Raw genomic sequence first — 25879 nt, forward strand, 5'->3', positions numbered from 1 at the left:
CGGCATGGACAAGACGTGGTGAAGTTTAGGTCAAATGTAGTCGCTACCCACCGGTCGGCACGGCCCGGGCCGGCCGGGGCCGCCGCAGCCGCGACATCATGCTGTGTCGCGTGTGGCCCGGCTCGAGGGTGGCCGTTCCAGGCCGGGACGGCGTTTCATGAATTGGGATATCGAGCTTTTCGGTCAGCGCATCGCGCAGCGCAAGGAACAACAGATCGGCCGCCAGGGCGTACGCGGGCGCCGACGGGTGGTAGCGGTCGGCGGAGAACATCAGCTCGGGCATTGCCCGGAATTTGGGAGCCAGTAGATGTCCTAGCGGCACCGGCACCCCACCGGCCGCCTTGACGGCTGCCGTTTGGGCGCGGGCCAGCCGCACACCACGGGTGTGCGCTAGCGCGCGCAGCGGCTGCGGGATGGCGGTAATGACGCCGAGGTCGGGGCAAGTGCCGACCACCACTACCGCTCCGCGGGTGCGCAACCTGCGTACGCAGTCGGCCAGCCGTTGCGCAGAGGGGCCAATGCCGTTGAGTGCCGTTATGTCGTTGGCGCCAATCATGATTACCGCCGCATCCGGCGGCGGACCGACCACGAACATCGCATCGACTTGACCGCAGACGCCTTTCGAGGTGGCGCCGACGATGGCTTTGGTGCTCAGCCGGATCCGCTTGCCGGTCTGCTCGGCGAGTCCGCGGGCGATCAACACGCCCGGTACTTCCTCAGCGCTAGCGCAGCCGTATCCCGTCGCCGTCGAGTCACCAAAGATCATCAGGTGCACGTCGAAGGGCACTTCGCGTCGCCACCGTTGCACGGGCCCACCGCCGCGGGTGTATACGCCGTCGGCGCGGGGCGGTGCGTCGAAGGATTTGGGAATTACCGTGCGCGCGTGGGTCGCCTGACCGACCAGCAGGTTGCGTGCGCCCAGATAGGCCGTGCCCGTCGAGGCGAGTGCACCCGCGGTGGCCAAAGCGATCGTGGAACGCCGTGGCACGCGCATGCTCACGGGATCAGTTTAGGACGGTTGTGCCGATTTCGTGGATAGCTGACGAACAAACCCGTCACGGTGTGGACCAAATGTGGTATCGAATCAGACTCTTTGGCTGTGGCACCTAAAAAAGACTGTCAAGCTAAGTTCGCGGGGTTGGCTGAGCCAGAGGCTCAGCCGCTTCGTCACATGCTGTATCGGACTACAACGGCGTAGGAAGTGTTGGGCATGACTGCACCCAGTAAGGTATCCGGCTCACCCAGAGTTGTCATTTCGCCGCGCGACGTGTTGAAGGCACGTAGACTCGAGGCACGCAAGTTTGCGATCAGCGACGGCGCCCCGGTGGAGGTCGTCGAGTCTGGTCCAAGTCTTGTTGCGCGATTAGCTGCGCTGGCGTCACGAGTGGCGGTCCGGCCGGTGCTAGCGGTCGGTAGCTATCTTCCGCATGCGCCCTGGCCGTGGGGTGTCATCGACCAGGCTGCCCGGGTTCTGCTCCCAGCGTCAACGACCGTAAGGGCCGCGGTGAGCCTGCCTAATGCGTCCGCCCAACTGGTTCGGGCGTCGGGTGTGTTGCCGGCGGACGGCACTCGACGCGCCGTCCTGTACCTGCACGGCGGCGCGTTTCTGACGTGTGGAGCAAACTCGCATGGACGACTCGTCGAGTTGCTCTCTAAGTTCGCTGACTCGCCTGTTCTGGTGGTCGACTATCGGTTGATTCCCAAGCACTCGATCGGGATGGCGCTCGACGACTGTCACGACGGCTACCGGTGGCTGAGGCTGTTGGGCTATGAGCCGGAGCAGATCGTGCTAGCGGGCGATTCCGCGGGCGGGTATCTTGCGCTCGCTCTCGCGCAGCGGCTACAGGAAGTGGGGGAGGAGCCGGCGGCTCTAGTCGCGATCTCGCCACTGCTGCAGCTAGCAAAGGAACACAAGCAGGCGCATCCCAACATCAAAACCGATGCGATGTTCCCGGCAAGGGCGTTCGATGCGCTTGACGCATTGGTTGCTAGCGCAGCAGCGAGGAACCAGGTAGACGGCGAACCCGAAGAGCTCTATGAGCCCTTGGAGCACATCACACCGGGGCTGCCGCGGACACTGATTCACGTGTCGGGCTCCGAGGTATTGCTGCACGACGCTCAGTTGGCGGCGGCCAAACTGGCGGCGGCCGGGGTGCCGGCCGAGGTCCGGGTATGGCCGGGCCAGGTCCACGACTTTCAGGTTGCGGCGTCGATGCTGCCCGAGGCGATCCGCTCGTTGCGTCAGATCGGGGAGTACATCCGCGAGGCCACCGGGTAGCGGGATGCCGACGGAGCGCGTGTGCCTGGCCGGCAGGCGCCTGAGACGATGAACGCATGCGGATCGCGCAACATATCAGTGAACTCATTGGTGGTACCCCACTGGTTCGGCTGAACTCCGTGGTACCCGACGGCGCCGGAACCGTGGCCGCAAAGGTCGAGTATCTCAACCCTGGCGGCAGCTCCAAGGATCGGATCGCGGTGAAGATGATCGAAGCCGCCGAGGCCAGCGGTCAGCTGAAGCCGGGTGGCACCATCGTCGAACCCACGTCCGGCAATACCGGCGTTGGTCTGGCGTTGGTCGCTCAGCGCCGCGGCTACAAGTGCGTGTTCGTCTGCCCGGACAAGGTCAGTGAGGATAAACGCAATGTGTTGATCGCCTACGGCGCCGAGGTCGTGGTGTGCCCGACGGCGGTCCCGCCGCACGATCCGGCCAGCTACTACAGTGTGTCGGACCGGTTGGTCCGTGATATCGACGGTGCCTGGAAGCCCGACCAGTACGCCAACCCGGAGGGACCGGCAAGCCATTATGTGACCACCGGCCCGGAAATCTGGGCCGATACCGAGGGCAAGGTCACCCATTTCGTGGCTGGCATCGGCACCGGCGGTACCATCACCGGCGCTGGCCGGTACCTCAAAGAGGTGTCCGGGGGCCGAGTACGCATCGTCGGCGCCGACCCGGAGGGATCGGTCTATTCGGGCGGTGCCGGCCGACCGTATCTGGTCGAGGGGGTCGGCGAGGATTTCTGGCCGGCGGCCTATGACCCGAGCGTGCCCGACGAGATCATCGCGGTGTCCGACTCCGACTCGTTCGACATGACCAGGCGGCTGGCCCGCGAAGAGGCGATGTTGGTCGGCGGGTCGTGCGGGATGGCGGTGGTTGCCGCGCTCAAGGTCGCCGAGGAAGCCGGGCCCGACGCGTTGATCGTCGTCCTGTTGCCCGACGGCGGCCGGGGCTACATGTCGAAAATCTTCAACGACGCGTGGATGTCGTCCTATGGGTTCCTGCGCAGCCGCCTTGACGGGTCGACCGAGCAATCCACCGTCGGTGATGTGTTGCGCCGCAAGTCCGGCGCGCTGCCCGCCCTGGTGCACACCCATCCGTCGGAGACCGTGCGCGACGCCATCGGGATTCTTCGCGAGTACGGGGTGTCGCAGATGCCGGTGGTCGGCGCCGAGCCGCCGGTGATGGCCGGCGAGGTCGCCGGTAGCGTCTCGGAACGCGAGCTGCTCTCGGCCGTGTTCGAGGGCCGCGCCAAGTTGGCCGACGCCGTGTCGGCACACATGAGCCCGCCGCTGCGGATGATAGGCGCCGGTGAATTGGTCAGTGCGGCCGGCAAGGCGTTGCGTGATTGGGATGCGTTGATGGTGGTGGAGGAAGGCAAGCCGGTTGGGGTCATTACCCGGTACGACTTGTTGGGCTTCTTGTCGGAGGGGGCGGGACGGCGGTAGTCGCGCAGGCAGGCGCGCCGCAATTTAGTTCGGCTACAAACAATTACGGCAGGCGGCCAGTGCCGCACAGGTCGTGGGCACTGACCCATTGGGCCCCGTGGCTCATCTCACCGCCGGGCGTTCCGGTGAATCCGGTCCTCAGGTACTGTAGTCCCGCCTAGTTCACCCTAGTTCAGCTGAACCTCAGTGGAAGGTGTGCCCATGACCGAACAGCCGCCCCCCGGCGGGTCGTACCCACCGCCCCCGCCACCGCCTGGGCCGTCCGGTGGGCATGAGCCACCTCCCGCTGCACCACCCGGCGGCAGTGGTTACGCTCCGCCCCCTCCGCCCTCGAGCGGCAGTGGCTACCCGCCTCCGCCGCCACCGCCTGGCGGGGGGGCCTACCCGCCGCCTCCGCCGTCGGCCGGCGGTTACGCGCCGCCGCCGCCCGGACCGGCGATTCGTACGATGCCGACCGAGTCCTACACGCCGTGGATTACCCGGGTGCTGGCGGCATTCATCGACTGGGCCCCATACGTAGTGCTGGTTGGCATCGGTTGGGTGATCATGCTGGTCACTCAGACGTCGTCGTGCGTCACCAGCATTAGTGAGTACGACGTCGGCCAGTTCTGCGTTTCCCAGCCGTCGATGATCGGCCAGTTGGTGCAGTGGTTGTTGTCGGTGGGCGGATTGGCTTACCTGGTCTGGAACTACGGCTATCGCCAGGGCACCATCGGGTCGAGCATCGGCAAGTCGGTGCTGAAGTTCAAGGTGGTCAGCGAGACCACCGGGCAACCAATCGGCTTCGGGATGTCGGTGGTACGCCAGCTTGCCCACTTTATCGACGCGATCATCTGCTTCGTCGGGTTCCTGTTTCCGCTGTGGGACGCTAAACGGCAAACGTTGGCGGACAAGATCATGACGACGGTGTGCGTGCCGATCTGATCCGGGACTGCACTGCCCACCCGACCGTCCGATGAGCGAAGACCGCACGGGACACCAGGGAATCAGCGGACCGGCCACCCGCGCCATCCACGCTGGCTACCGCCCGGATCCGGCGACCGGGGCGGTGAACGTGCCGATCTACGCCAGCAGCACCTTCGCCCAAGACGGCGTCGGCGGTCTGCGTGGCGGTTTCGAATACGCACGCACCGGCAACCCCACCCGGGCCGCATTGGAGGCCTCGCTGGCGGCAGTCGAGGAGGGTGCTTTCGCGCGGGCATTCAGTTCCGGGATGGCCGCGACCGACTGCGCCCTGCGGGCGATGTTACGGCCCGGAGACCACGTCGTCATTCCCGATGACGCCTACGGCGGCACATTCCGGTTGATAGACAAGGTGTTCACCCGGTGGGATGTCCAGTACACGCCGGTGCGGCTTGCCGATCTGGATGCGGTGGGTGCCGCGATTACTCCGCGCACCCGGCTGATTTGGGTGGAGACGCCCACCAATCCGCTACTGTCGATCGCCGATATCACGGCCATTGCCGAGCTGGGCACAGACAGATCGGCAAAAGTATTGGTGGACAATACCTTTGCCTCACCCGCGTTGCAGCAGCCGTTGCGGCTGGGCGCCGATGTGGTGTTGCACTCGACTACCAAGTACATCGGCGGCCATTCCGACGTGGTGGGAGGTGCGCTGGTCACCAACGACGAAGAGCTGGACGAGGAGTTCGCTTTCTTGCAGAACGGCGCCGGCGCGGTGCCCGGACCATTCGACGCCTACCTGACCATGCGCGGCCTGAAGACCTTGGTGCTGCGGATGCAGCGGCACAGTGAAAATGCCTGTGCGGTAGCGGAATTCCTCGCTGATCATCCGTCGGTGAGTTCTGTGTTGTATCCGGGTTTGCCCAGTCATCCCGGGCATGAGATTGCCGCGCGACAGATGCGCGGCTTCGGCGGCATGGTTTCGGTGCGGATGCGGGCCGGTCGGCGTGCGGCGCAGGACCTGTGTGCCAAGACCCGCGTCTTCATCCTGGCCGAGTCGCTGGGTGGGGTGGAGTCGCTGATCGAACATCCCAGCGCCATGACCCATGCGTCGACGGCCGGTTCGCAATTGGAGGTGCCCGACGATCTGGTGCGGCTTTCGGTCGGTATCGAAGACATTGCCGACCTGCTCGGCGATCTCGAACAGGCCCTGGGTTAACTACCGCGAGCAGACGCGAAAGCACCCCAAAACCGCCGGTTTGGGGGCTTCTGCGTCTGCTCGCGGGTACCTAGGAGTGGTACGGCTCGGCGCTGACTAGGGTCACCGACACGGTGCTGCCGTTGGGCACCGTGTAGCTGCGGGTCTCGCCGACCTTGGCGTCGATCAGGGCCCCACCGAGCGGTGAATTCGGCGAGTAGACCTCGAGCTTGCCGTCGCTGACGCCCTCCTGGCGGGTGGCGATGAGGAACGTTTCGCTGTCCGACTTGTCGCCGTTGTAGTACACCTTGACCACAGAACCGGGTAATGCGACGCCGGATTGCTTGGGTGCCTCGCCAACCTTTGCGTTGCTGAGCAAGTCCTGCAGCTGGCGAATGCGGGCCTCCTGCTGGCCCTGCTCCTCGCGGGCGGCGTGGTATCCGCCGTTCTCGCGCAGGTCGCCTTCTTCGCGGCGGTCGTTGATTTCGGCGGCGATGACCGGGCGATTCGCAATCAGCTGGTCGAGCTCTGCTTTGAGTCGGTCATGTGACTCTTGGGTCAACCAGGTGACTTGAGTATCCGTCATCTCGTCGCGCTCCTCGTGTTGTCGTTCCCGCGTAGTCGGGCAAGTTTCGGATCCCTGCCAGCAGCACTGTCGGGAATATTTGGGGTCTCACCCCGGGTTGCCGCCGCTCCGTTCTGCGTACGGCCGTTAATGCAGCAATACACGGCCCCGGCAGGACCGTGCATCGATCCATGCTACCACCACGGTCAGGGGAGGCGCAGGTAGCTGGGCACTTCGGTGCCACAACCGTATACGTCCGCCATCACCGGCGGCTGGGAGGATTTCACGGTCGTCGTCACCTGCACGGTGGTTGCCTCGGACGGTGGGACTAGCAGCTCACGTCTGCCGGTCTCGCTGCCGTTTGTTGCCCGAACTCGCACGATGCAGGCCACCGGTCGGGACGGGTCCGAACGTGTCACGCTGATGGTGACCGATGCCGTCTCGTCGTCGACCAGTCGATAGCCCACCAGCGAACCGGTGACGGCGCTGGTGCTGATCCGTTGGTAGCCGATGACGGCAATGACGATGCCGGCCGCGGCGACCAGCACCCCCAGGGCGATCGCGACACGGCGCCGCGCTCGGCGGGACAGTCGCGGGCGTCCGTAGCGGGCGTCTGGTCGCGGAATGGGGGTGTGGGTCATGCCTGGGTTCACGCCGGCGGGATGCAACGCTTCGACAAACCGGAATTATAGGGTCACTTATAGGCTTAAGGGGGCAGCCAGGCGGACGGACAAGGGGGCACGTGAGCGAACTGCGGTTGATGGCGGTGCACGCCCACCCCGATGACGAGTCCAGCAAGGGCGCGGCCACCCTGGCGCGCTACGCCGACGAGGGTCATCGCGTGCTGGTGGTGACGTTGACCGGTGGTGAGCGCGGCGAGATCCTCAACCCGGCGATGGACCTGCCGGACGTGCATGGGCGCATCGCCGAGATCCGGCGTGACGAGATGACCAAGGCGGCCGAGATCCTCGGTGTCGAGCACACCTGGCTGGGCTTCGTCGACTCCGGGCTACCTAAGGGTGATTTACCGCCACCGCTGCCTGATGACTGCTTCGCGCGGGTACCGCTGGAGGTGTCCACCGAGGCGCTGGTGCGGGTGGTTCGCGAGTTTCGGCCGCACGTGATGACCACCTACGACGAGAACGGCGGCTACCCACATCCCGACCACATTCGCTGCCATCAGGTTTCGGTGGCTGCCTACGAGGCGGCCGGTGACTTTTGCCGGTTTCCCGACGCGGGTGAGCCGTGGACGGTGTCCAAGCTGTACTACGTCCACGGCTTCCTGCGGGAGCGGATGCAGATGTTGCAGGATGAGTTCGCCCGGCACGGCCAACGCGGCCCATTCGAACAATGGCTGGCGTACTGGGACCCCGACCATGACTTTCTCACCAGCCGAGTGACCACCCGGGTCGAGTGCTCGAAATACTTCAGCCAACGCGACGATGCGTTGCGCGCGCATGCCACCCAGATCGACCCGAACGCCGAATTCTTCGCCGCCCCGCTTGCCTGGCAGGAGCGGCTGTGGCCGACCGAGGAATTCGAGTTGGCTCGCTCGCGTATCCCCGCGCGCCCACCGGAGACCGAATTGTTCGCCGGGATCGAGCCGTGAACCAGATTCTGCTCAGCGTGATTGCTGAGGGCGGGCCCGGTAACACCGGACCCGATTTCGGGAAGGCTAGCCCGGTGGGGTTGCTGGTGATCGTGCTATTGGTGATCGCCACGTTGTTTCTGGTGCGTTCGATGAACCAGCAACTGAAGAAAGTTCCCAAGTCGTTCGACCGGGATCACCCCGAGCTCGACCAGGCAGCCGACGAGGGCACCGACCGCGACGGACCGGCCCGACCACCGGGACCCCCGCATGAGTCCGGCTAATCCGTCCGGGACGAATACCCTCGCGCTGGCCACCAGCCCGTACCTGCGCCAGCACGCTGATAACCCGGTGCACTGGCAGCAGTGGACGCCGCAGGCACTGGCGGAGGCGGCCGCGCGCGCGGTGCCGATCCTGCTGTCCGTCGGCTACGCCGCCTGCCACTGGTGTCACGTCATGGCCCACGAGTCATTCGACGACGACGAGGTGGCCGCGGCCATGAACGCGGGCTTCGTCTGTATCAAGGTCGACCGGGAGGAGCGGCCCGACATCGACGCGGTCTACATGAACGCCACCGTCGCGCTCACCGGGCAGGGCGGCTGGCCGATGACATGCTTTCTCACCCCCAACGGCCGGCCGTTCTTCTGCGGCACCTACTACCCGAAAGCGGCTTTCCTGCAACTTCTTTCGGCCATATCCGAAACCTGGCGGGAACGCCGCGCTGAGGTGGAGCAGGCATCTGACCATATCGCTGCCGAGTTGCGCTCGATGGCTTCGGGGCTGCCCGGGGGTGGCCCGGAGGTGGCGCCGGAGCTGTGTGACGACGCGGTGGCAGGAGTGCTGCGTGAGCAGGACACGGCGCACGGCGGATTTGGCGGTGCGCCGAAATTCCCGCCGTCGGCACTGCTGGAAGCGCTAATGCGGCACTACGAGCGCACCCGATCACCGGCGGCGCTGGAGGCGGTCGCACGCACTGGAAACGCCATGGCCCGTGGCGGCATCTATGACCAACTCGGCGGCGGTTTCGCCCGATACAGCGTCGACGGTGCCTGGGTGGTACCGCATTTCGAGAAGATGCTGTACGACAACGCGCTGCTGCTGCGCGCCTACGCGCACTGGGCCCGCCGTACCGGGGATCCGTTGGCCCGCCGGGTCGCCGCCCAGACCGCGCGATTTCTGCTCGACGAGTTGGGCAGCAAAGCACCGGCCGACATGTTCACCTCGTCGCTGGATGCCGACGCCGACGGCCGCGAGGGTTCGACCTACGTTTGGACGCCGGTGCAACTGACCGAGGTGCTCGGCGGCGACGACGGCCGTTGGGCGGCAGAGGTTTTCGGGGTGACCGAGGCCGGCACCTTCGAGCACGGGACGTCTGTGCTGCAGTTGCCCGCCGACCCCGACGACGCGGCGCGTCTGGACCGGGTCCGCGCCGCGTTGCTGGTGGCCCGCCTGGCCCGGGCCCAGCCCGCCCGCGACGACAAGGTCGTCACGTCCTGGAACGGGTTGGCGATCACCGCGCTGGCCGAAGCCAGCGTGGCCCTGGACGACCCCGCGTTGGCGCACGCCGCGCGGCGCTGCGCGACCAGGCTGCTGGACCTGCACGTCGTCGACGGCCGCCTGCGCCGGGCCAGCCTGGGCGGGGTGGTCGGCGACAGCGCCGCCATCCTGGAGGACCACGCGATGCTGGCCACCGGGCTGCTGGCGCTCTACCAGCTGACCTCCGAGGGCGCGTGGCTGACGGCGGCTACCGGATTGCTGGACACCGCGGTGGCGCATTTCGGCGACCCGCAGCGCCCCGGTCGCTGGTTCGACACCGCCGACGACGCCGAGCGGCTGATGCTGCGGCCCTCCGATCCGCTGGACGGGGCGACACCGTCGGGCGCTTCGTCGATCGCCGAGGCGCTGCTGACGGCGGGCCATGTGGTCGACGGTGCTCGCGCCGAGCGGTATTGGCAGCTGGCGGCCGACACGCTGCGGGCGCATGCGGTGCTGCTGGCTCGGGCGCCGCGGTCGGCCGGGCATTGGCTGGCGGTCGCCGAGGCGGTGGTGCGCGGACCGCTGCAGATCGCCGTCGCGTGCGACCTGCCGCGGTCGTCCCTGCTGGCCGACGCGCGCCGGCTGGCCCCGGGCGGGGCGATCGTCGTGGGCGGCGCGGCGGGTTCGTCGGCGCTGCTGGTCGGCCGGGATCGGGTGGCCGGCGCCGACGCCGCCTACGTATGCCGGGGCCGGGTCTGCGATCTGCCGGTGACCAGCGCGGCCGAACTCGCCACCGCTTTGGGCGTACCCGGCTAGCGGACTCGGGTGGCACCCGTCCACCGTGAAATCCGCGACGCGGTGTCGGCGTGTCGCGTCGCAATTTTCACGCTCGCGACCGCCCTGGGCGTGCCGGGTCAGAACACCACGAACCACATCGCGATGTAGTGGCAGATCGCCGCCACCGCGGTGCAGGCGTGGAAGAACTCGTGGTAGCCGAACGTCGTCGGCCACGGGTCGGGCCAGCGTACCGCGTAGAGAATGCCGCCGATGCTGTACAACGCGCCGCCAACAAACAGCAACACCAACGCGGTCACCCCGGCGTTGTGCAGGATCGTCGCGGTGTACCAGACCGCCACCCAACCCAGCAACAGGTACAGCGGAACCCCGACCGAGCGCGGCGCCGCCGGCCAACACATCTTCAGCAAGATTCCGGCGATCGCACCGCCCCAAACAATCGACAACACCACGCGCCCGTCGTGGGCCGGCAAGGCCAGCAGCGCGAACGGCGTGTAGCTGCCGGCGATGAACACGAAGATCATCGAGTGGTCGGCCCGCTTCATCCAGTTGCGGGCCGTCGCGGATTTCCAATTGACCCGGTGATAAGTGGCGCTGACGGTGAACATGGTGATCGTGGCCGCGGTGTAGGCCAGCGTCGTCAGGCCCGCCTTGGCGGAACCCACCGCCCACGACACCGCGACCAGCGACGCACCGGCCAACACCGCGGTGCCGGCGGAATACACGTGGATCCAGCCGCGGAAGCGCGGTTTGGTCAGGACACGGGCGACACCTTCGACGAGGTGGTGGGCAGCGTGGGCCGGCGTCCTTGCTTCCGCGGTGGTGGCGGTGTCGGCCTGGCCGCTCATTTCGCCTGTTGCCTCGTCTTGTGCTTGCCGGTGGGTGTCGTCGAACACAGTAGTCGGGCCAGGTAGCGGACATCTGACTCGACGTCTGGGTCACAGTAGTCTGGGTATCTGTGGAGATCATCCCGCCGCGGCTCAAAGAGCCGTTGTACCGGCTCTACGAGCTGCGCCTGCGGCAGGGCTTGGCCGCCTCGAAATCCGACCTGCCCCGGCACATAGCCGTGCTGTGCGACGGCAACCGGCGATGGGCGCGCAGCGCGGGCTACGACGACGTCAGCTACGGCTACCGGATGGGTGCGGCCAAGATCGCCGAAATGCTGCGGTGGTGCCACGAAGCCGGCATCGAACTGGCCACCGTCTATCTGCTGTCCACCGAAAACCTGCAGCGCGATCCCGACGAGCTTGCAGCACTCATCGAGATCATCACCGATGTCGTGGAAGAGATCTGCGCACCGGCCAACCACTGGAGTGTGCGGACGGTCGGGGATCTGGGGTTGATCGGCGAGGAACCGGCCCGGCGGCTGCGCGGTGCGGTGGAATCCACCCCGGAGGTGGCCTCGTTTCATGTCAACGTTGCTGTTGGCTACGGCGGGCGCCGCGAGATCGTCGACGCTGTGCGCGCGTTGTTGAGCAAGGAACTCGCCAACGGGGCCACCGCGGAGGAACTCGTCGACGCGGTGACCGTCGAGGGTATCTCGGAAAACCTGTACACCTCAGGCCAACCCGACCCCGATTTGGTGATACGCACCTCCGGCGAGCAACGCTTGTCCGGGTTCTTGCTGTGGCAAAGCGCCTACTCGGAGATGTGGTTCACCGAGGCGCACTGGCCGGCGTTTCGCCACGTCGATTTTCTACGCGCGCTGCGTGACTACAGTGCGAGGCATCGCAGCTACGGCAGGTGAATCCGGCGCAGGACGCCTATGTTGCGCTGTTCGGCTGCCTGCGCAGAGTGCACATTAGCCGGCTCGTCATGCTGTGCAATCTGCCCAGGTGAAACCCGGTGTTTGGGATCCTGGATAGCGATACCATCGACTGATCCATGCGGGACATCCGATGCTGGACTGATCGGAGTAAGGCGATGTCGTTTGTAGTCGTGGCGCCGGAGGTGTTGGCGGCGGCCGCTTCGGATCTAGCGGGCATCGGGTCGACACTGGCGCAGGCCAACGCCGCGGCGTTGGCGCCGACCACCGCGGTGTTGGCCGCGGGTGCTGATGAGGTTTCCGCGGCAATCGCGTCGCTGTTTGGGGCGCATGGTCAGGCGTATCAGGCGGTGAGCGCCCAAATGTCGGCGTTTCACGCCCAGTTCATGCAGGCGTTGACGGGTGCCGGCGGGGCTTATGCGGCTGCGGAGGCGGTCAACGTCTCGGCGGCGCAGAGCGTGGAACAAGACCTGTTGGCCGCGATCAACGCTCGCTTCGAGCGGATTTTTGGGCGCCCGCTGATCGGTGATGGCGCCAACGGCGGGCCGGGACAAGACGGCGGGCCCGGCGGGTTGCTGTACGGCAACGGTGGCAACGGCGGCACCAGCACGACCGTGGGGATGGCCGGCGGCAACGGTGGTGCCGCCGGGCTGATCGGCAACGGTGGGTTCGGGGGCGGCGGCGGGCCCGGCGCGGCCGGCGGCAACGGCGGCGCCGGCGGGTGGCTATTCGGCAACGGCGGCGCCGGCGGTGCCGGCGGCCTCGGCGTAGCGCCCGGCGTGCCCGGCGGCGCCGGCGGTGCCGGCGGCGCCGGCGGTGTCGGCGGACCCGCCGGGTTGTGGGGCCACGGGGGTGCCGGCGGGGCGGGTGGTGCCGGCGTGGCTGGCGCCGGCGGCTTCGAGGGGACGATCGGTGCCGGCGGTGCCGGCGGTGTCGGCGGTGCCGGCGGTGTCGGCGGTGCCGGCGGTGCCGGCGGGTGGCTGTACGGCGACGCCGGTGCCGGTGGGGATGGTGGTGTCGGCGGTGCCGGCGGCACCGGCGGGTTAGGCAACCGTGGCGGCGCCGGTGGCGCCGGGGGCGCCGGTGGTGTCGGCGGCGCCGGGGGTGCCGCCGGGCTGTGGGGCGGCGGTGGTGCCGGCGGGGTGGGTGGGACCGGCGGCGGCGCCGGCCTCGGTGCTCAGAGCGTCACCTTCAGTAGTAGCTTAAGTGGCCTTTCCGGTGGCGACGGCGGCGCCGGCGGGGCCGGTGGCGCCGGTGGCGCCGGTGGCACCGGTGGGTGGCTGTATGGCGGCGGTGGTGCCGCCGGATCCGGCGGGGACGGTGGTACCGGCGGTCAGGGCGGCGCCGGCGGCGCCGGTGTATTTAGCCTATTCGGATCCGGTGGCGGCCCCGGCGGCAACGGCGGCGTCGGCGGCGTCGGCGGTGTCGGCGGTGCTGGCGGGCGTGCCGGCTTGTTCGGCGTCGGGGGCCTCGGCGGCGCGGGTGGCGACGCCGGTGACTCCGGCGAAGGCGGCTTCGGCGGGCCGGGGCTCGCCGGCGGGCTGTTCGGCAACCCCGGCAACGGCGGCGTCGGCGGGATCGGCGGCGACGCCGCAGCCGGCGGCGCCGGTGGGGCCGGAGGCAACGGTGGGGCCGGAGGCAACGGTGGGTGGTTGTTCGGCAATGGTGGTGCCGGCGGCTCCGGTGGCGACGGCGGCGCCGCCGGCCGTGGCGGTGCCGGCAACTTGGGCTCGGCCGGGGGTATCAACGCCCCCGCCGGTAACCCCGGCAGCGGCTCGGTCGGCATCGGCGGTGCCGGTGGTGCCGGCGGCACCGCCGGGCTGTTCGGCGACGGTGGGGCTGGTGGGGCCGGTGGTGCCGGCGCCGCCGGCGGCTTCGGCGGCATCAGCGCCGCCACCCCCTCGGCGGGCAGTGAGGGCGCCATGGGTGGGGCCGGTGGTGTTGGCGGCAACGCCAGGCTGTTGGGCACTGGTGGCGCCGGTGGAGTCGGCGGCGGCGGCGGGGCCGGCGGCGACGGAGGCCGCGGCGGAGTCGCAACCCCCGGCGGTCAGGGCGGTGACGCTGGGGACGGTGGCGCCGGCGGGGCCGGCGGCAATGGCGGCGGCGCCAGCGGCGCCGGCGGGTGGCTGTTGGGGACCGGTGGTGCCGGTGGTGCCGGTGGTAACGGCGGCAATGGCGGAAAAGCCGGTTTTAGCCCTGGGCCGACCAACTTCGGTCTCAACGGCGCCGGTGGTGGTGGTGGTGTCGGCGGCAACGGCGCCACCGGACCCTGGCTGTTCGGCGACGGCGGCCCCACCCCAGGCAGCACCGGTGCCGGTGCGGCCGGTGGTCACGGCGGCGACGCCCAGCTGATCGGCAACGGCGGCCACGGCGGGGCCGGCGGCACCGGGGTGCCGAACGGGTCAGGTGGTGCCGGCGGCCTCAGCGGGCTGCTGTTCGGCGAGCCGGGGGCGAACGGGTAGGTTCGGCGCCGCTGCCGTGATCGCGGCGAGGCGTCGGTGTCCGCGTCCGTGCGGGCGAATCCAGTCCGGTCTGAGTGCGTCTACTACAGCTTGCGCAGCCGTAGCCGCTTGATGGCATCGGACTGGTTACCGTCTGCCTGCTGTCCACAGAAAACCTGTGTGCGATCCCGACGAGCTTGCCGTGCGTGGGCTACGGCGACCGTCGCGAATTCGTCGACGCGGTGGCCGTAGAAGCCATCTGCGAAAACCTGAATACCTCGGGGCAACCCGATCCCGACCTGGTGATCCGCACCTCGGGGGAACAACGCTTGTCCGGCCACCGAGGGCCCACTGGCGGAGTTTCGCGACGTCGACTTCTGCGCGCGCTGCGTGACTACAGTACGCCACACGCGTCGATCCCCTACGTTCCGCCGCCCTATCGAAGCGACGGGATCCACGCTTCCCGGCTGGCGGTTGAATCGGTTTTCGATGCATTGGCTGGGCGCGTCGAACTCTAAAGACTTTATGGAAATTAGTTGTACAGTGATAAAACCGTTATAGGGTCCGTTGTCAAACAATGATAATCACGTGATAGGAACGTGATTCATCGGTCTGAAGTGCTTATGATGATTTATATATAAAACCGTTATATGTGGGTAAAGGATTGCGGATGTCATACATGATTGCCACACCAGCGGCGTTGACGGCGGCGGCAACGGATATCGACGGGATTGGCTCGGCGGTTAGCGTTGCGAACGCCGCGGCGGTCGCCGCGACAACCGGAGTGCTGGCCGCCGGTGGCGATGAAGTGTTGGCGGCCATCGCTAGGCTGTTCAACGCAAACGCCGAGGAATATCACGCCCTCAGCGCGCAGGTGGCGGCGTTTCAAACCCTGTTTGTGCGCACCTTGACTGGGGGGTGCGGAGTCTTTCGCCGGCGCCGAGGCCGCCAATGCGTCACAGCTGCAGAGCATCGCGCGGCAGGTGCGGGGCGCCGTCAACGCCGTCGCCGGTCAGGTGACGGGCAATGGCGGCTCCGGCAACAGCGGCACTTCGGCTGCGGCGGCCAACCCGAATTCCGACAACACAGCGAGCATCGCCGATAGGGGCACAAGCGCCATCATGACCACGGCAAGCGCGACCGCGTCTTCCACGGGCGTCGATGGCGGAATAGCGGCGACGTATGCGGTCGCCTCGCAATGGGATGGTGGCTACGTGGCCAATTACACGATCACCCAATTCGGGCGCGACTTCGATGACCGATTGGCGGTTGCAATTCACTTTGCCTGAAAATGCCTCTATTTCGAACGCGTGCTGCGCTCAACTTGCCCAGTCGGGCACGCAGTACACTCTTGACGCCCGAGAGCTATAACGGCACCCCCCGTGGACTCGATCACCGTCGGCTACCAAGCAGCGCAAACCGGCGGCTACTCGCCACCGACAAATCTGCTGATCAACGGTCAAGCCGTCACCATCGACCAGACCCCCATCACCTCGTCGCCAACGACTCCGCCACCCACCACACCACCCGAGATCCCGACCGGTGGAACGGTGATCTCCACCTAGTTCGGGACGACTACGGTCACCGGAGGCTACGTGGTGCAGAACAACGCGTGGAACAACCCCCGCCGGGCAGACCGTCAACGTCAGCCAAACCGGGTTCACCATCACCGAGATGAACGGTGCTGCCCCAACCAACGGCGCCCCGCTGAGTTACCCCTCGATCTGCGAGGGCGTGCACTGGGGCCACCTCGTCGGTGGGCACCAACCTGCCTACTGAGGTGGGCCAGATTTTGTCGGCGCCGACCAGCATCGACTACAACTACCCGACGACCGGGGTATGGGACGCCTCCTACGACATCTGCCTGGATTCCACACCCAAGACGACCGGGGTCAACCAGCAGGAGATCATGATCTGGTTCAACCACCAGGGCTCCATTCAGCCGGTCGGCTCCCCGGTGGGCAACACCACCATCGAGGGCAAGAACTTCGTGGTGTGGGATGGCAGCAACGGCATGAACAACGCGATGGCCTATGTCGCGACCGAGCCGATCGAGGTCTGGAGCTTCGACGTGATGAGTTTCGTCGACCACACCGCCACCATGGAGCCGATCACCGACTCGTGGTACCTCACGAGCATCCGGGCCGGCTTGGAGCCCTGGAGCGACGGTGTGGGTCTGGGGGTCGATTCGTTCTCGGCGAAAGTCAACTAAAGACCACGTTGACACCCAACCGGCGGCCCGGCATGGGCCGTCGCGGCGTAGAAGCTTTGACCGCGGCGCGAAACGTTCGCTGCTGCGGCCCATGCAGATCGCACACGCTTGCTTGAACATCGGGTGGAGCCGGTGGTAACGCCAGGCTTTGGGTGTCGGCGCGGCTCGGCGGTCAGCTGCGCGGACGCGGTCGGCCATCGTGACGACGAGATGCTGGCGGCATGTACGGCAACCGCTGGCTCGTCTTAGAGCCATTTGCTGAGGCGCATGCTTTGCGTCATGCAAAGTGCATATGCCGCCAGCGGGATGGTGTGCATTCTGTCCATGGGAAACCGGGTTGATGGTGGGCGCGTCAGCGATACGATCTGTGCACCCTGACGACATGGCCGATGCATGATTGATCGGAGGTAAACGATGTCGTTTGTGATTGCTGCGCCGGAGGCGTTGGTCGCGGTCGCTTCGGATCTGGCGGGCATTGGGTCGGCGCTGGCGGAGGCCAACGCCGCGGCGTTGGCCCCGACGACGGCGTTGTTGGCCGCGGGTGCCGATGAGGTGTCGGCGGCGATCGCGGCGCTGTTTGGCGCGCACGGGCAGGCGTATCAGACGGTTAGCGCCCAGGCGTCGGCGTTTCATGCCCAGTTTGTGCAGGCGTTGACTGGCGGCGGCGGGGCGTATGCGGCTGCCGAGGCCGCCAACGTCTCGGCGGCGCAGAGCACCGACCAGCGGCTGCTCGATCTGATCAATGGGCCCACCCAGGCGTTGTTGGGGCGTCCACTGATCGGTGATGGCGCCAACGGCGGGCCGGGGCAAGACGGCGGGCCCGGGGGGTTGCTGTACGGCAACGGCGGCAACGGCGGCACTAGTACCACCGCCGGGGTGGCCGGCGGCAACGGTGGCGCCGCCGGGCTGATCGGCAACGGCGGGGCCGGGGGCGGCGGCGGGGCCGGCGCGGCCGGCGGCAATGGCGGTGCGGGCGGGTGGCTGTATGGCAACGGCGGCGCCGGCGGGGCCGGTGGGACATCGGTGATACCCGGTGTCGCCGGCGGCAATGGCGGGGCTGGCGGGTCCGCGGGACTGTGGGGTACCGGCGGGGCCGGTGGCGACGGCGGCAACGGCCGGTCGGGGCCAGTCAACGTCGCCGGCAGCGCGGGCGGCAACGGTGGCGCTGGTGGCGCCGCCGGGTTATTCGGTGACGCCGGGGCCGGTGGCAACGGCGGCAAGGGCGGTGCTGGCGGCGCCGCCTTTAGCATTAACTTCACCGCAGGCGATGGCGGTGCGGGAGGTGCCGGTGGGTCCGGCGGCCACGCATTGCTGTGGGGCGCCGGCGGAGCCGGGGGTAACGGCGGATCCGGCGGCACGGGGGGTGCCGGCGGCAGCACCGCTGGCGCTGGCGGCAACGGCGGGGCCGGGGGTGGCGGCGGAACCGGTGGGTTGCTCTTCGGCAACGGCGGTGCCGGCGGGCACGGCGCCGCCGCCGGAAACGGCTTAGCCGCGGGTAATGGCGTCAGCAGCAGCGGCGGCGGCGGTGCCGGTGGGACCGGCGGGGCCGGTGGGGACGGTGGCGCCGGCGGGGCCGGAGGCAACGCCAGGCTGTGGGGCGTCGGTGGCGCCGGCGGGGCCGGCGGGGACGGTGGCGCCGGCGGGGCCGGCGGCAAAGGCGGCTCTGGCCTCAGCGGTAACGCCAACGGCGGGGCCGGCGGCGACAGCGGCCGTGGCGGCACGGGCGGCGCCGGCGGCGAGGGCGGCGCCGCCGGGCTGCTGGTGGGCACCGGCGGGCACGGCGGTGACGGCGGGGCCGGCGGCGCCGCCGTCAAGGGCGGTGACGGCGGGGCCGCCGCCGGCACGGGCATCGCCGGCGCTGGCGGCCGTGGCGGCGCGGGCGGCAGCGGTGGCAGCGGTGGTGACGGCGGGGGCGGGGCCGCCGGCCCCGCCGGGTGGCTGTTCGGCGATGGCGGGGCTGGCGGGAACGGCGGGGCCGCGGCCGCCGGCGGCGCCGGCGGCCAAGCCGGCGGTGGCGGCGGGAACGGCGGCAATGGCGGCAACGGCGGCAATGGCGGCAATGGCGGCAACGGCGCCACCGGGGGGTGGCTGTACGGCAACGGCGGGGCCGGCGGCCAGGGCGCCACCGCCGGAGCCGGCGGAGCCGGCGCTAACGGCGTCAGCAGCACCAATGGCGGCGGCACCGGCGGCAACGGGGGGATCGGCGGGACCGGTGGGTCCGGCGGGGCCGGTGGCAACGCCGGGCTGTTGGGCGTGGGCGGCGCCGGCGGGCACGGCGCCTCCGGCGGCGCCGGCGATAGGGGCGGCGCTGGCGGTACCGGGTTCATAAGCAGTGACGGCGGTGCTGGCGGTGATGGCGGTGATGGCGGCAACGGCGGGGCCGGCGGCACCGGTGGGCTGTTGTTCGGTGCCGGCGGCAATGGTGGCCCCGGCGGGTCTGGCGGTGCCGCCGATATTGGCGGCAACGGCGGCGCCGGTAACGGCGGGGGCACCGACGGGAACGGCGGTAATGGCGGGTCCGGCGGCGGCGCCGGCAGCGGCGGTGACGGCGGCGGGGCTGGCGGCAACGGTGCGTGGCTGTTCGGCAATGGCGGCGCCGGCGGGGGCGGCGGAAAAGGCGGCAACGGTGCCGGCGGCGGGCTTGGCGGCGGTTCATTCGGCCTCCCCGGCCTGAACGGCAGCGGCGGCGACGGTGGCGACGGCGGTAACGGTGCCCCCGGCGGGGTGCTGTATGGCAATGGCGGCGCCGGCGGCCAGGGGTCAAGCGGTGGCATCGGCGGCCCCGGCGCCACCGGCGGTGCCGGCGGCAAAGGCGGTGATGGTGGCGATGCGCAGCTGATCGGCGACGGCGGCAATGGGGGCAACGGAGGCGCGGGCGGCACCGGGGGCACCCCGGGGCCCGGCGGACCCGGCGGGTCCGGCGGGCTTGGAGGCCTGCTGTTCGGCCAAACCGGCACGGCTGGCGTGTCGCCGTAGCCGGTAGGCTGGCCGCCTCCGCGGCATTGGCGTCGTCGCAAACTTCGCGCACGCCCTGGTGTCGATCGTTGCCGCTGAATTGGCGCCGATGACCGCAACCGGTATCGCCGCTACGCCGGCCCGAGGCGGGTACACCACGGTTTTCGAGGGATGGCAATATCCGGGAGTGCGCCGGCTGGCGGCCTAACTCGCCTGCACCCGGCGATTGGACCGCCAATTACAGCTTGCGCAGCCGCAGCCGGTTAATGGAATGATCGGCGTCCTTGCGCAGCACCAGGGTGGCCCGGGGACGGGTCGGCAGAATGTTCTCCACGAGGTTGGGCCGGTTGATGGTCCGCCAGATCTCGCGCGCGGCGACGACGGCCTGCGAGTCAGAAAAAGCCGCGTAGTGGTGGAAGTGTGATTCCGGGTCGGCGAACGCCGTGGTGCGCATGGCCAAAAACCGTGATACGTACCACTGCTCGATGTCCTCGATCCGGGCGTCTACATACAACGAAAAATCGAACAGATCCGACACCATGAGCGTGGGGCCGGTCTGCAAGACGTTGAGCCCCTCCAGGATCAGGATGTCGGGATGGCGGACCACTTGTTCTGCCCCCGGGATGATGTCGTAGTGCAAATGCGAATACACCGGCGCACATGCGTAGTCGGAGCCGGACTTCACCGAGGTGACAAACCGCATCAGTGCCCGGCGGTTATAGCTTTCCGGAAAACCTTTGCGATGCATGAGGTTTCGCCGCTGCAGCTCGGCGTTGGGGTAGAGAAAGCCGTCGGTGGTCACCAGATCTACCCGGGGGTGGTGATCCCAGCGAGCCAGCAGCGCCTGCAGCACGCGGGCGGTGGTGGACTTGCCGACCGCCACACTGCCGGCCACACCGATGATGAACGGCACCGGCCGGTCCGGGTTTTGTTGGGGCTCGCCGAGAAATTCCGCGGTGGCCGCGAACAGCCGTTGGCGGGCGGCGACTTGCAGGTGAATCAGCCGGGCCAGCGGTAGGTAGACCTCTTCGACCTCCAACAGGTCGATCTGCTCACCGAGACCGCGCAGGCCAACCAGTTCTTCTTCGGTGAGGGCTAGCGGAGTCGACATACGGAGCGCGCGCCACTGCCTTCGGTCGAACTCGACATATGGGCTCGGCTCGCTAAGCCGCGACATGGTGTCAGTCTTGCAGGGACGGGTGCGGGGCCTGATGGCTGGGCTGGCGAAGTGCGGTGCTGGCAGACTCCGTGTCGGTGCCGAGGGCCGGGGGTACCCCCTGGGCTTAGCTGGGCACTGGGGCCAGGGCGCGGTGTTTCGATGGAATTCAGCTGTGGCCCTGTGAATTTCGCACGCTGACGCCGGTTGATGCTGTGAGTCGGGCACAAACCGCCCACCGCTACTCGTGACCTACGTGGCAGCTGGGGCACTAGTGGCTGCCGTTTGCGGTGCAGACGTGCAACGGTGGATGGCGTGTGCTGCATTAAGGGTAATCAGCCCGGGAGCGGCTCGCTGGATACACTGGCGCCCGTGACTGCTGCACCTGACGCTCGCACTACCGCGGTAATGTCTGCCCCGCTCGCTGAGGTTGACCCCGATATCGCCGAGTTGCTGGCCAAGGAGCTTGGTCGGCAACGAGACACCCTGGAGATGATCGCCTCGGAGAACTTCGTACCGCGCGCTGTGCTGCAGGCCCAGGGCAGTGTGCTGACCAACAAGTACGCCGAGGGACTGCCCGGGCGGCGCTACTACGGCGGTTGTGAGCACGTCGACGTGGTGGAAAACCTCGCCCGCGACCGAGCCAAGGCGTTGTTCGGTGCCGAATTCGCCAATGTGCAACCGCATTCGGGCGCTCAGGCCAACGCCGCGGTGCTGCATGCGCTGATGTCACCCGGCGAGCGGCTGTTGGGTCTGGACCTGGCCAACGGTGGTCACCTGACCCATGGCATGCGGCTGAACTTCTCCGGCAAGCTCTACGAGAATGGCTTCTACGGCGTCGACCCGGCGACACATCTGATCGACATGGATGCGGTGCGGGCCACCGCACTCGAATTCCGCCCGAAGGTGATCATCGCCGGCTGGTCGGCCTACCCGCGGGTGCTCGACTTCGCGGCGTTCCGGTCGATCGCCGACGAGGTCGGGGCCAAGTTGCTCGTGGACATGGCGCATTTCGCGGGTCTGGTCGCCGCGGGGTTGCACCCGTCGCCGGTGCCGCACGCGGATGTGGTGTCCACCACCGTGCACAAGACGCTCGGCGGCGGCCGCTCCGGCCTGATCGTCGGTAAGCAGCAGTACGCCAAGGCGATCAACTCGGCGGTGTTTCCCGGGCAGCAGGGCGGTCCGCTCATGCACGTCATTGCCGGCAAGGCGGTCGCGTTGAAGATCGCCGCCACACCCGAATTTGCCGACCGGCAGCGGCGCACGCTGTCCGGGGCCCGGATCATTGCCGATCGACTGATGGCTCCCGATGTCGCCAAGGCCGGTGTGTCGGTGGTCAGCGGCGGCACCGACGTCCACCTGGTGCTGGTCGATCTGCGTGATTCCCCACTGGATGGCCAGGCCGCCGAGGACCTGCTGCACGAGGTCGGCATCACGGTCAACCGCAACGCCGTCCCCAATGATCCCCGACCGCCGATGGTGACCTCGGGCCTGCGGATAGGCACGCCCGCGCTGGCGACCCGCGGCTTCGGCGACACCGAGTTCACCGAGGTCGCCGACATTATTGCGACCGCGCTGGCGACCGGCAGTTCCGTTGATGTGTCGGCGCTTAAGGATCGGGCGACCCGGCTGGCCAGGGCGTTTCCGCTCTACGACGGGCTCGAGGAGTGGAGTCTGGTCGGCCGCTGACGCGGGCCTGTCGTTGGCGCGCATAAGCGCGAGAGCGCCGATCACCGCGCGACACGGCGGCGCCCGATTTCACGAAATCTGTGTATGCGAGTTACAGTTACCGCATGGCACAGAAACCTGTCGCTGATGCGCTGACCCTTGAGCTCGAGCCGGTGGTCGAAGCGAACATGACCCGCCACCTCGACACCGAGGACATCTGGTTCGCCCACGACTACGTCCCGTTCGATCAGGGGGAGAACTTCGCATTCCTCGGCGGACGCGATTGGGATCCATCCCAGTCGACGCTGCCCAGAACGATCACCGACGCATGCGAGATCCTGCTGATCCTCAAGGACAACCTGGCCGGTCATCACCGTGAGCTCGTCGAGCACTTCATACTCGAGGATTGGTGGGGCCGCTGGCTCGGCCGGTGGACCGCAGAGGAGCACCTGCACGCCATCGCACTGCGCGAATACCTGGTGGTGACCCGGGAAGTCGACCCGGTCGCCAACGAGGACGTTCGAGTCCAACACGTGATGAAGGGCTACCGAGCCGAGAAGTACACGCAGGTCGAGACCCTGGTGTACATGGCGTTCTACGAGCGCTGCGGCGCGGTGTTCTGTCGTAATCTGGCCGCGCAGATCGAAGAGCCCATCCTGGCCGGACTCATCGACCGCATCGCCCGAGACGAAGTGCGACACGAGGAGTTCTTCGCCAACCTCGTTACGCACTGCCTGGACTACACGCGTGACGAGACGATCGCGGCGATCGCCGCCCGTGCCGCCGACCTCGACGTCCTCGGGGCCGACATCGAGGCCTACCGAGACAAGCTGCAGAACGTGGCCGACGCTGGCATTTTCGGCAAGCCGCAGCTACGGCAGCTGATCTCGGACCGCATCACGGCATGGGGCCTGGCTGGGGAGCCCTCCCTCAAGCAATTCGTCACGGGCTAGACACCCGTCGGCGCGCCTGCCCTGCGGGGGTACGGCCGGCGGAGTAGCGTCGCACTCGATGGCTAGCGACATGCTCTGCTGCCAGGGCGGCACCTTCCGTCACGACGGCTGTCATGACAAGGGCAGGACCGGCCCCGGTCCTGGTGTCGCTGCCCCCGCCGACATGCTCGGGTGGGTCCGCTCGAGCGCCGTTAGCTCGAGGAGCGCTCCGTGACCGATACCCGCACGTACGTGCTCGACACCTCTGTGCTGCTGTCCGATCCGTGGGCGTGCAGCCGGTTCGCCGAACACGATGTGGTGGTTCCGTTGGTGGTGATCAGCGAGCTAGAAGCCAAGCGCCACCACCACGAGCTGGGATGGTTCGCCCGCCAGGCGTTGCGTCTGTTCGACGATCTGCGCCTAGAACACGGGCGGTTGGATCAGCCGATTCCGGTTGGCACCCAAGGCGGTACGCTGCACGTCGAACTCAATCACACCGACCCGGCGGTGCTGCCCGCAGGCTTTCGCACCGACAGCAACGACTCGAGGATCTTGAGTTGCGCCGCCAACCTCGCCGCCGAGGGCAAGCGGGTCACGTTGGTCAGCAAGGACATTCCGCTGCGCGTTAAGGCCGCCGCGGTGGGGCTGGCCGCCGACGAGTACCACGCGCAGGACGTCGTTGTGTCCGGATGGTCGGGGATGCACGAGCTCGAGACCGCTTCCGCGGATATCGATGCGTTGTTCGCCGATGGCGAGATCGACCTGGTCGAAGCCCGGGACCTACCGTGTCACACCGGGATTCGGTTGCTGGGCGGCGGTTCCCACGCGCTGGGCCGGGTCAATGCGCATAAACGTGTTCAGCTGGTGCGAGGTGACCGTGAGGCGTTCGGTCTGCGTGGCCGCTCCGCCGAGCAGCGGGTGGCGCTGGATTTGCTGCTCGATGAGTCGGTGGGCATCGTGTCGCTGGGCGGCAAAGCCGGCACGGGCAAGTCCGCTTTGGCGTTGTGTGCGGGTCTGGAAGCCGTGCTGGAGCGACGCACCCACCGCAAGGTGGTGGTCTTCCGCCCGCTGTACGCGGTCGGCGGCCAGGAGCTGGGCTACCTGCCCGGTAGCGAGAGCGAGAAGATGGGCCCGTGGGCGCAGGCGGTCTTCGACACCCTCGAGGGGCTGGCCAGCCCGGCGGTGCTCGAGGAAGTGCTGTCCCGTGGCATGCTCGAGGTGCTGCCGCTGACCCACATCCGGGGCCGCTCGTTGCATGACTCGTTCGTCATCGTCGACGAGGCACAGTCGCTGGAGCGCAATGTGTTGCTGACCGTGCTGTCCCGGTTGGGGACCGGTTCCCGGGTGGTGTTGACCCACGACATCGCCCAGCGCGACAACCTGCGGGTCGGCCGCCACGACGGGGTCGCCGCGGTGATCGAGAAGCTCAAAGGTCATCCGTTGTTCGCCCACATCACCTTGCTGCGCAGTGAGCGCTCGCCGATCGCCGCGCTGGTCACCGAGATGCTCGAGGAGATCACCGGGCCGCGCTGAGTGCGCCTCCCGCGAGCAGACACAGAATCGCACTGCGCCGGCCCGGCGCGTGCGATTCTGTGTCTGCTTGCCGGTAGACTTCCTGGGTGCCGAAGCGACCCGACAACCAGACCTGGCGCTACTGGCGCACGGTTACCGGTGTCGTGGTCGCCGGTGCGGTGCTGGTGGTGGGCGGGCTTAGCGGCCGGGTCACACGGGCGGAGAACCTGAGCTGTTCGGTCATCAAGTGTGTCGCGTTGACCTTCGACGACGGTCCGGGGCCCTATACCGACCGGCTGCTGCACATCCTGACCGACAACGACGCCAAAGCCACCTTCTTCCTGATCGGCAACAAAGTGGCCGCCAACCCCGCCGGCGCCCGGCGCATCGCGGACGCGGGCATGGAGATCGGTAGCCATACCTGGGAACACCCCAATATGACCACGATTCCGCCCGAGGATATCCCCGGCCAATTCTCCAGGGCCAACGATGTGATCGCCGCGGCGACCGGCCGCACGCCGACGTTGTATCGCCCGGCCGGCGGACTGTCCAACGATGCGGTACGCCAGGCCGCGGCCAAGGTTGGGCAAGCCGAAATCCTTTGGGACGTTATACCTTTCGACTGGATCAACGACTCCAACACGGCAGCAACCCGGCACATGCTGATGACGCAGATCAAGCCGGGTTCGGTGGTGTTGTTCCACGACACCTACTCCAGCACCGTCGACGTGGTGTACCAGTTCATCCCGGTGCTCAAAGCCAACGGCTATCGCCTGGTGACCGTCAGCGAGCTGCTCGGGCCGAGGGCGCCAGGAAGCAGTTACGGCAGCCGGGAAAACGGTCCACCCGTCAACGAACTGCGTGACATTCCGGCCAGCGAGATCCCGCCGTTGCCCAACACCTCATCGCCCAAGCCGATGCCCAACTTCCCGATCACCGATATTGCGGGTCAGAATTCGGGCGGGCCAAATAACGGTGCGTAAC

Annotated in this window: 21 protein-coding genes and 1 other RNA gene; 16 read left to right on the plus strand and 6 right to left on the minus strand. The window is 68.0% G+C overall.

Translation table 11 applies throughout. The annotated features are described in order from the left end of the window. Positions 1-43 precede the first annotated feature (43 nt). On the minus strand, positions 44-988 hold the full coding sequence (locus Rv1075c) for a hypothetical protein (protein ID NP_215591.1): 945 nt from the start codon (positions 986-988) through the stop codon (positions 44-46). Positions 989-1384: 396 nt separating this feature from the next. Here Rv1075c and lipU point away from each other — a divergent pair, with 396 nt between their 5' ends. The 4 genes from lipU (at position 1385) to metB (ending at position 5851) form a co-directional block, all read left to right on the plus strand. Next, positions 1385-2278, plus strand: a complete 894-nt coding sequence (lipU, locus tag Rv1076; RefSeq protein NP_215592.1) for a lipase LipU — start codon at positions 1385-1387, stop codon at positions 2276-2278. A 56-nt stretch (positions 2279-2334) separates the two neighbouring features. Next, the gene (gene cbs, locus Rv1077) at positions 2335-3729 is read left to right on the plus strand and encodes a cystathionine beta-synthase (RefSeq protein YP_177782.1); all 1395 of its coding nucleotides are present in this window, start codon (positions 2335-2337) and stop codon (positions 3727-3729) included. 201 nt (positions 3730-3930) lie between these two features. Then, entirely contained in the window at positions 3931-4653 is a 723-nt protein-coding gene (locus Rv1078) for a hypothetical protein (protein ID NP_215594.1), read from the plus strand. Positions 4654-4684: 31 nt separating this feature from the next. Next, positions 4685-5851, plus strand: coding sequence for a cystathionine gamma-synthase (gene metB, locus Rv1079; RefSeq protein NP_215595.1), 1167 nt, complete (start codon positions 4685-4687; stop codon positions 5849-5851). A gap of 70 nt (positions 5852-5921) precedes the next feature. Here metB and greA read toward each other — a convergent pair whose 3' ends face one another. Together greA and Rv1081c are read right to left on the minus strand one after the other, a co-directional pair. Beyond that, complete coding sequence (greA, locus tag Rv1080c) at positions 5922-6416, minus strand: transcription elongation factor GreA (RefSeq protein NP_215596.1); 495 nt, start codon at positions 6414-6416, stop codon at positions 5922-5924. A gap of 185 nt (positions 6417-6601) precedes the next feature. Further along, positions 6602-7036 carry a membrane protein gene (locus Rv1081c; RefSeq protein ID NP_215597.1) on the minus strand — a complete coding sequence of 145 codons (435 nt, stop codon included), beginning with the start codon at positions 7034-7036 and terminating at the stop codon, positions 6602-6604. 101 nt (positions 7037-7137) lie between these two features. Between Rv1081c and mca the strand changes: the two genes are divergently transcribed. The 3 genes from mca to Rv1084 are packed head-to-tail and all read left to right on the plus strand — an operon-like array spanning position 7138 to position 10275. Continuing rightward, positions 7138-8004 (plus strand): mycothiol S-conjugate amidase, encoded by an 867-nt coding sequence (gene mca / locus Rv1082; RefSeq protein NP_215598.1) that lies wholly within the window; start codon positions 7138-7140, stop codon positions 8002-8004. Further along, entirely contained in the window at positions 8001-8267 is a 267-nt protein-coding gene (locus tag Rv1083) for a hypothetical protein (RefSeq protein NP_215599.1), read from the plus strand. Before mca ends, Rv1083 begins: the two co-directional genes overlap by 4 nt. After that, positions 8254-10275 carry a hypothetical protein gene (locus tag Rv1084; protein ID NP_215600.1) on the plus strand — a complete coding sequence of 674 codons (2022 nt, stop codon included), beginning with the start codon at positions 8254-8256 and terminating at the stop codon, positions 10273-10275. The genes Rv1083 and Rv1084 overlap by 14 nt, the downstream gene beginning before the upstream one ends. Positions 10276-10373: 98 nt before the next feature. Here the strand turns inward: Rv1084 and Rv1085c are convergent, their stop codons facing one another. Continuing rightward, the gene (locus Rv1085c) at positions 10374-11102 is read right to left on the minus strand and encodes a hemolysin-like protein (protein ID NP_215601.1); all 729 of its coding nucleotides are present in this window, start codon (positions 11100-11102) and stop codon (positions 10374-10376) included. Positions 11103-11212: 110 nt separating this feature from the next. Between Rv1085c and Rv1086 the strand changes: the two genes are divergently transcribed. The 5 genes from Rv1086 (at position 11213) to PE_PGRS22 (ending at position 19648) form a co-directional block, all read left to right on the plus strand. Continuing rightward, entirely contained in the window at positions 11213-12001 is a 789-nt protein-coding gene (locus Rv1086; protein ID NP_215602.1) for a (2Z,6E)-farnesyl diphosphate synthase, read from the plus strand. Between the two features lie 176 nt (positions 12002-12177). Next, positions 12178-14481: a PE-PGRS family protein PE_PGRS21 gene (gene PE_PGRS21, locus Rv1087; RefSeq protein YP_177783.1), complete on the plus strand. Its 2304-nt coding sequence runs from the start codon at positions 12178-12180 to the stop codon at positions 14479-14481. 649 nt (positions 14482-15130) lie between these two features. Then, positions 15131-15565 carry a PE family protein PE9 gene (gene PE9, locus Rv1088; RefSeq protein ID YP_177784.1) on the plus strand — a complete coding sequence of 145 codons (435 nt, stop codon included), beginning with the start codon at positions 15131-15133 and terminating at the stop codon, positions 15563-15565. A 277-nt stretch (positions 15566-15842) separates the two neighbouring features. Further along, positions 15843-16025, plus strand: coding sequence for a hypothetical protein (locus Rv1088a; protein YP_009030029.1), 183 nt, complete (start codon positions 15843-15845; stop codon positions 16023-16025). Positions 16026-17086: 1061 nt separating this feature from the next. Next, the gene (gene PE_PGRS22 / locus Rv1091) at positions 17087-19648 is read left to right on the plus strand and encodes a PE-PGRS family protein PE_PGRS22 (RefSeq protein ID YP_177786.1); all 2562 of its coding nucleotides are present in this window, start codon (positions 17087-17089) and stop codon (positions 19646-19648) included. Positions 19649-19865: 217 nt separating this feature from the next. On the opposite strand, the gene coaA is transcribed toward PE_PGRS22, so the two are convergent. Next, a complete protein-coding gene (coaA, locus tag Rv1092c; RefSeq protein NP_215608.1) occupies positions 19866-20804 on the minus strand; it encodes a pantothenate kinase in 939 nt (312 codons plus the stop codon). Positions 20805-21005: 201 nt separating this feature from the next. After that, positions 21006-21105, minus strand: a non-coding RNA gene (gene MTS0858 / locus RVnc0034) — Putative small regulatory RNA. Positions 21106-21191: 86 nt separating this feature from the next. Between MTS0858 and glyA1 the strand changes: the two genes are divergently transcribed. The 4 genes from glyA1 (at position 21192) to Rv1096 (ending at position 25878) form a co-directional block, all read left to right on the plus strand. Further along, positions 21192-22472, plus strand: coding sequence for a serine hydroxymethyltransferase (glyA1, locus tag Rv1093; protein ID YP_177787.3), 1281 nt, complete (start codon positions 21192-21194; stop codon positions 22470-22472). A gap of 104 nt (positions 22473-22576) precedes the next feature. Continuing rightward, positions 22577-23404, plus strand: coding sequence for an acyl-ACP desaturase DesA (desA2, locus tag Rv1094; RefSeq protein NP_215610.1), 828 nt, complete (start codon positions 22577-22579; stop codon positions 23402-23404). Between the two features lie 210 nt (positions 23405-23614). Beyond that, complete coding sequence (phoH2, locus tag Rv1095; RefSeq protein NP_215611.1) at positions 23615-24916, plus strand: phosphate starvation-inducible protein PsiH; 1302 nt, start codon at positions 23615-23617, stop codon at positions 24914-24916. Between the two features lie 86 nt (positions 24917-25002). Then, entirely contained in the window at positions 25003-25878 is an 876-nt protein-coding gene (locus tag Rv1096; protein NP_215612.1) for a glycosyl hydrolase, read from the plus strand. Position 25879 lies beyond the last annotated feature (1 nt).

It is taken from the genome of Mycobacterium tuberculosis H37Rv (assembly GCF_000195955.2).
Taxonomy (GTDB): Bacteria; Actinomycetota; Actinomycetes; order Mycobacteriales; family Mycobacteriaceae; genus Mycobacterium; species Mycobacterium tuberculosis.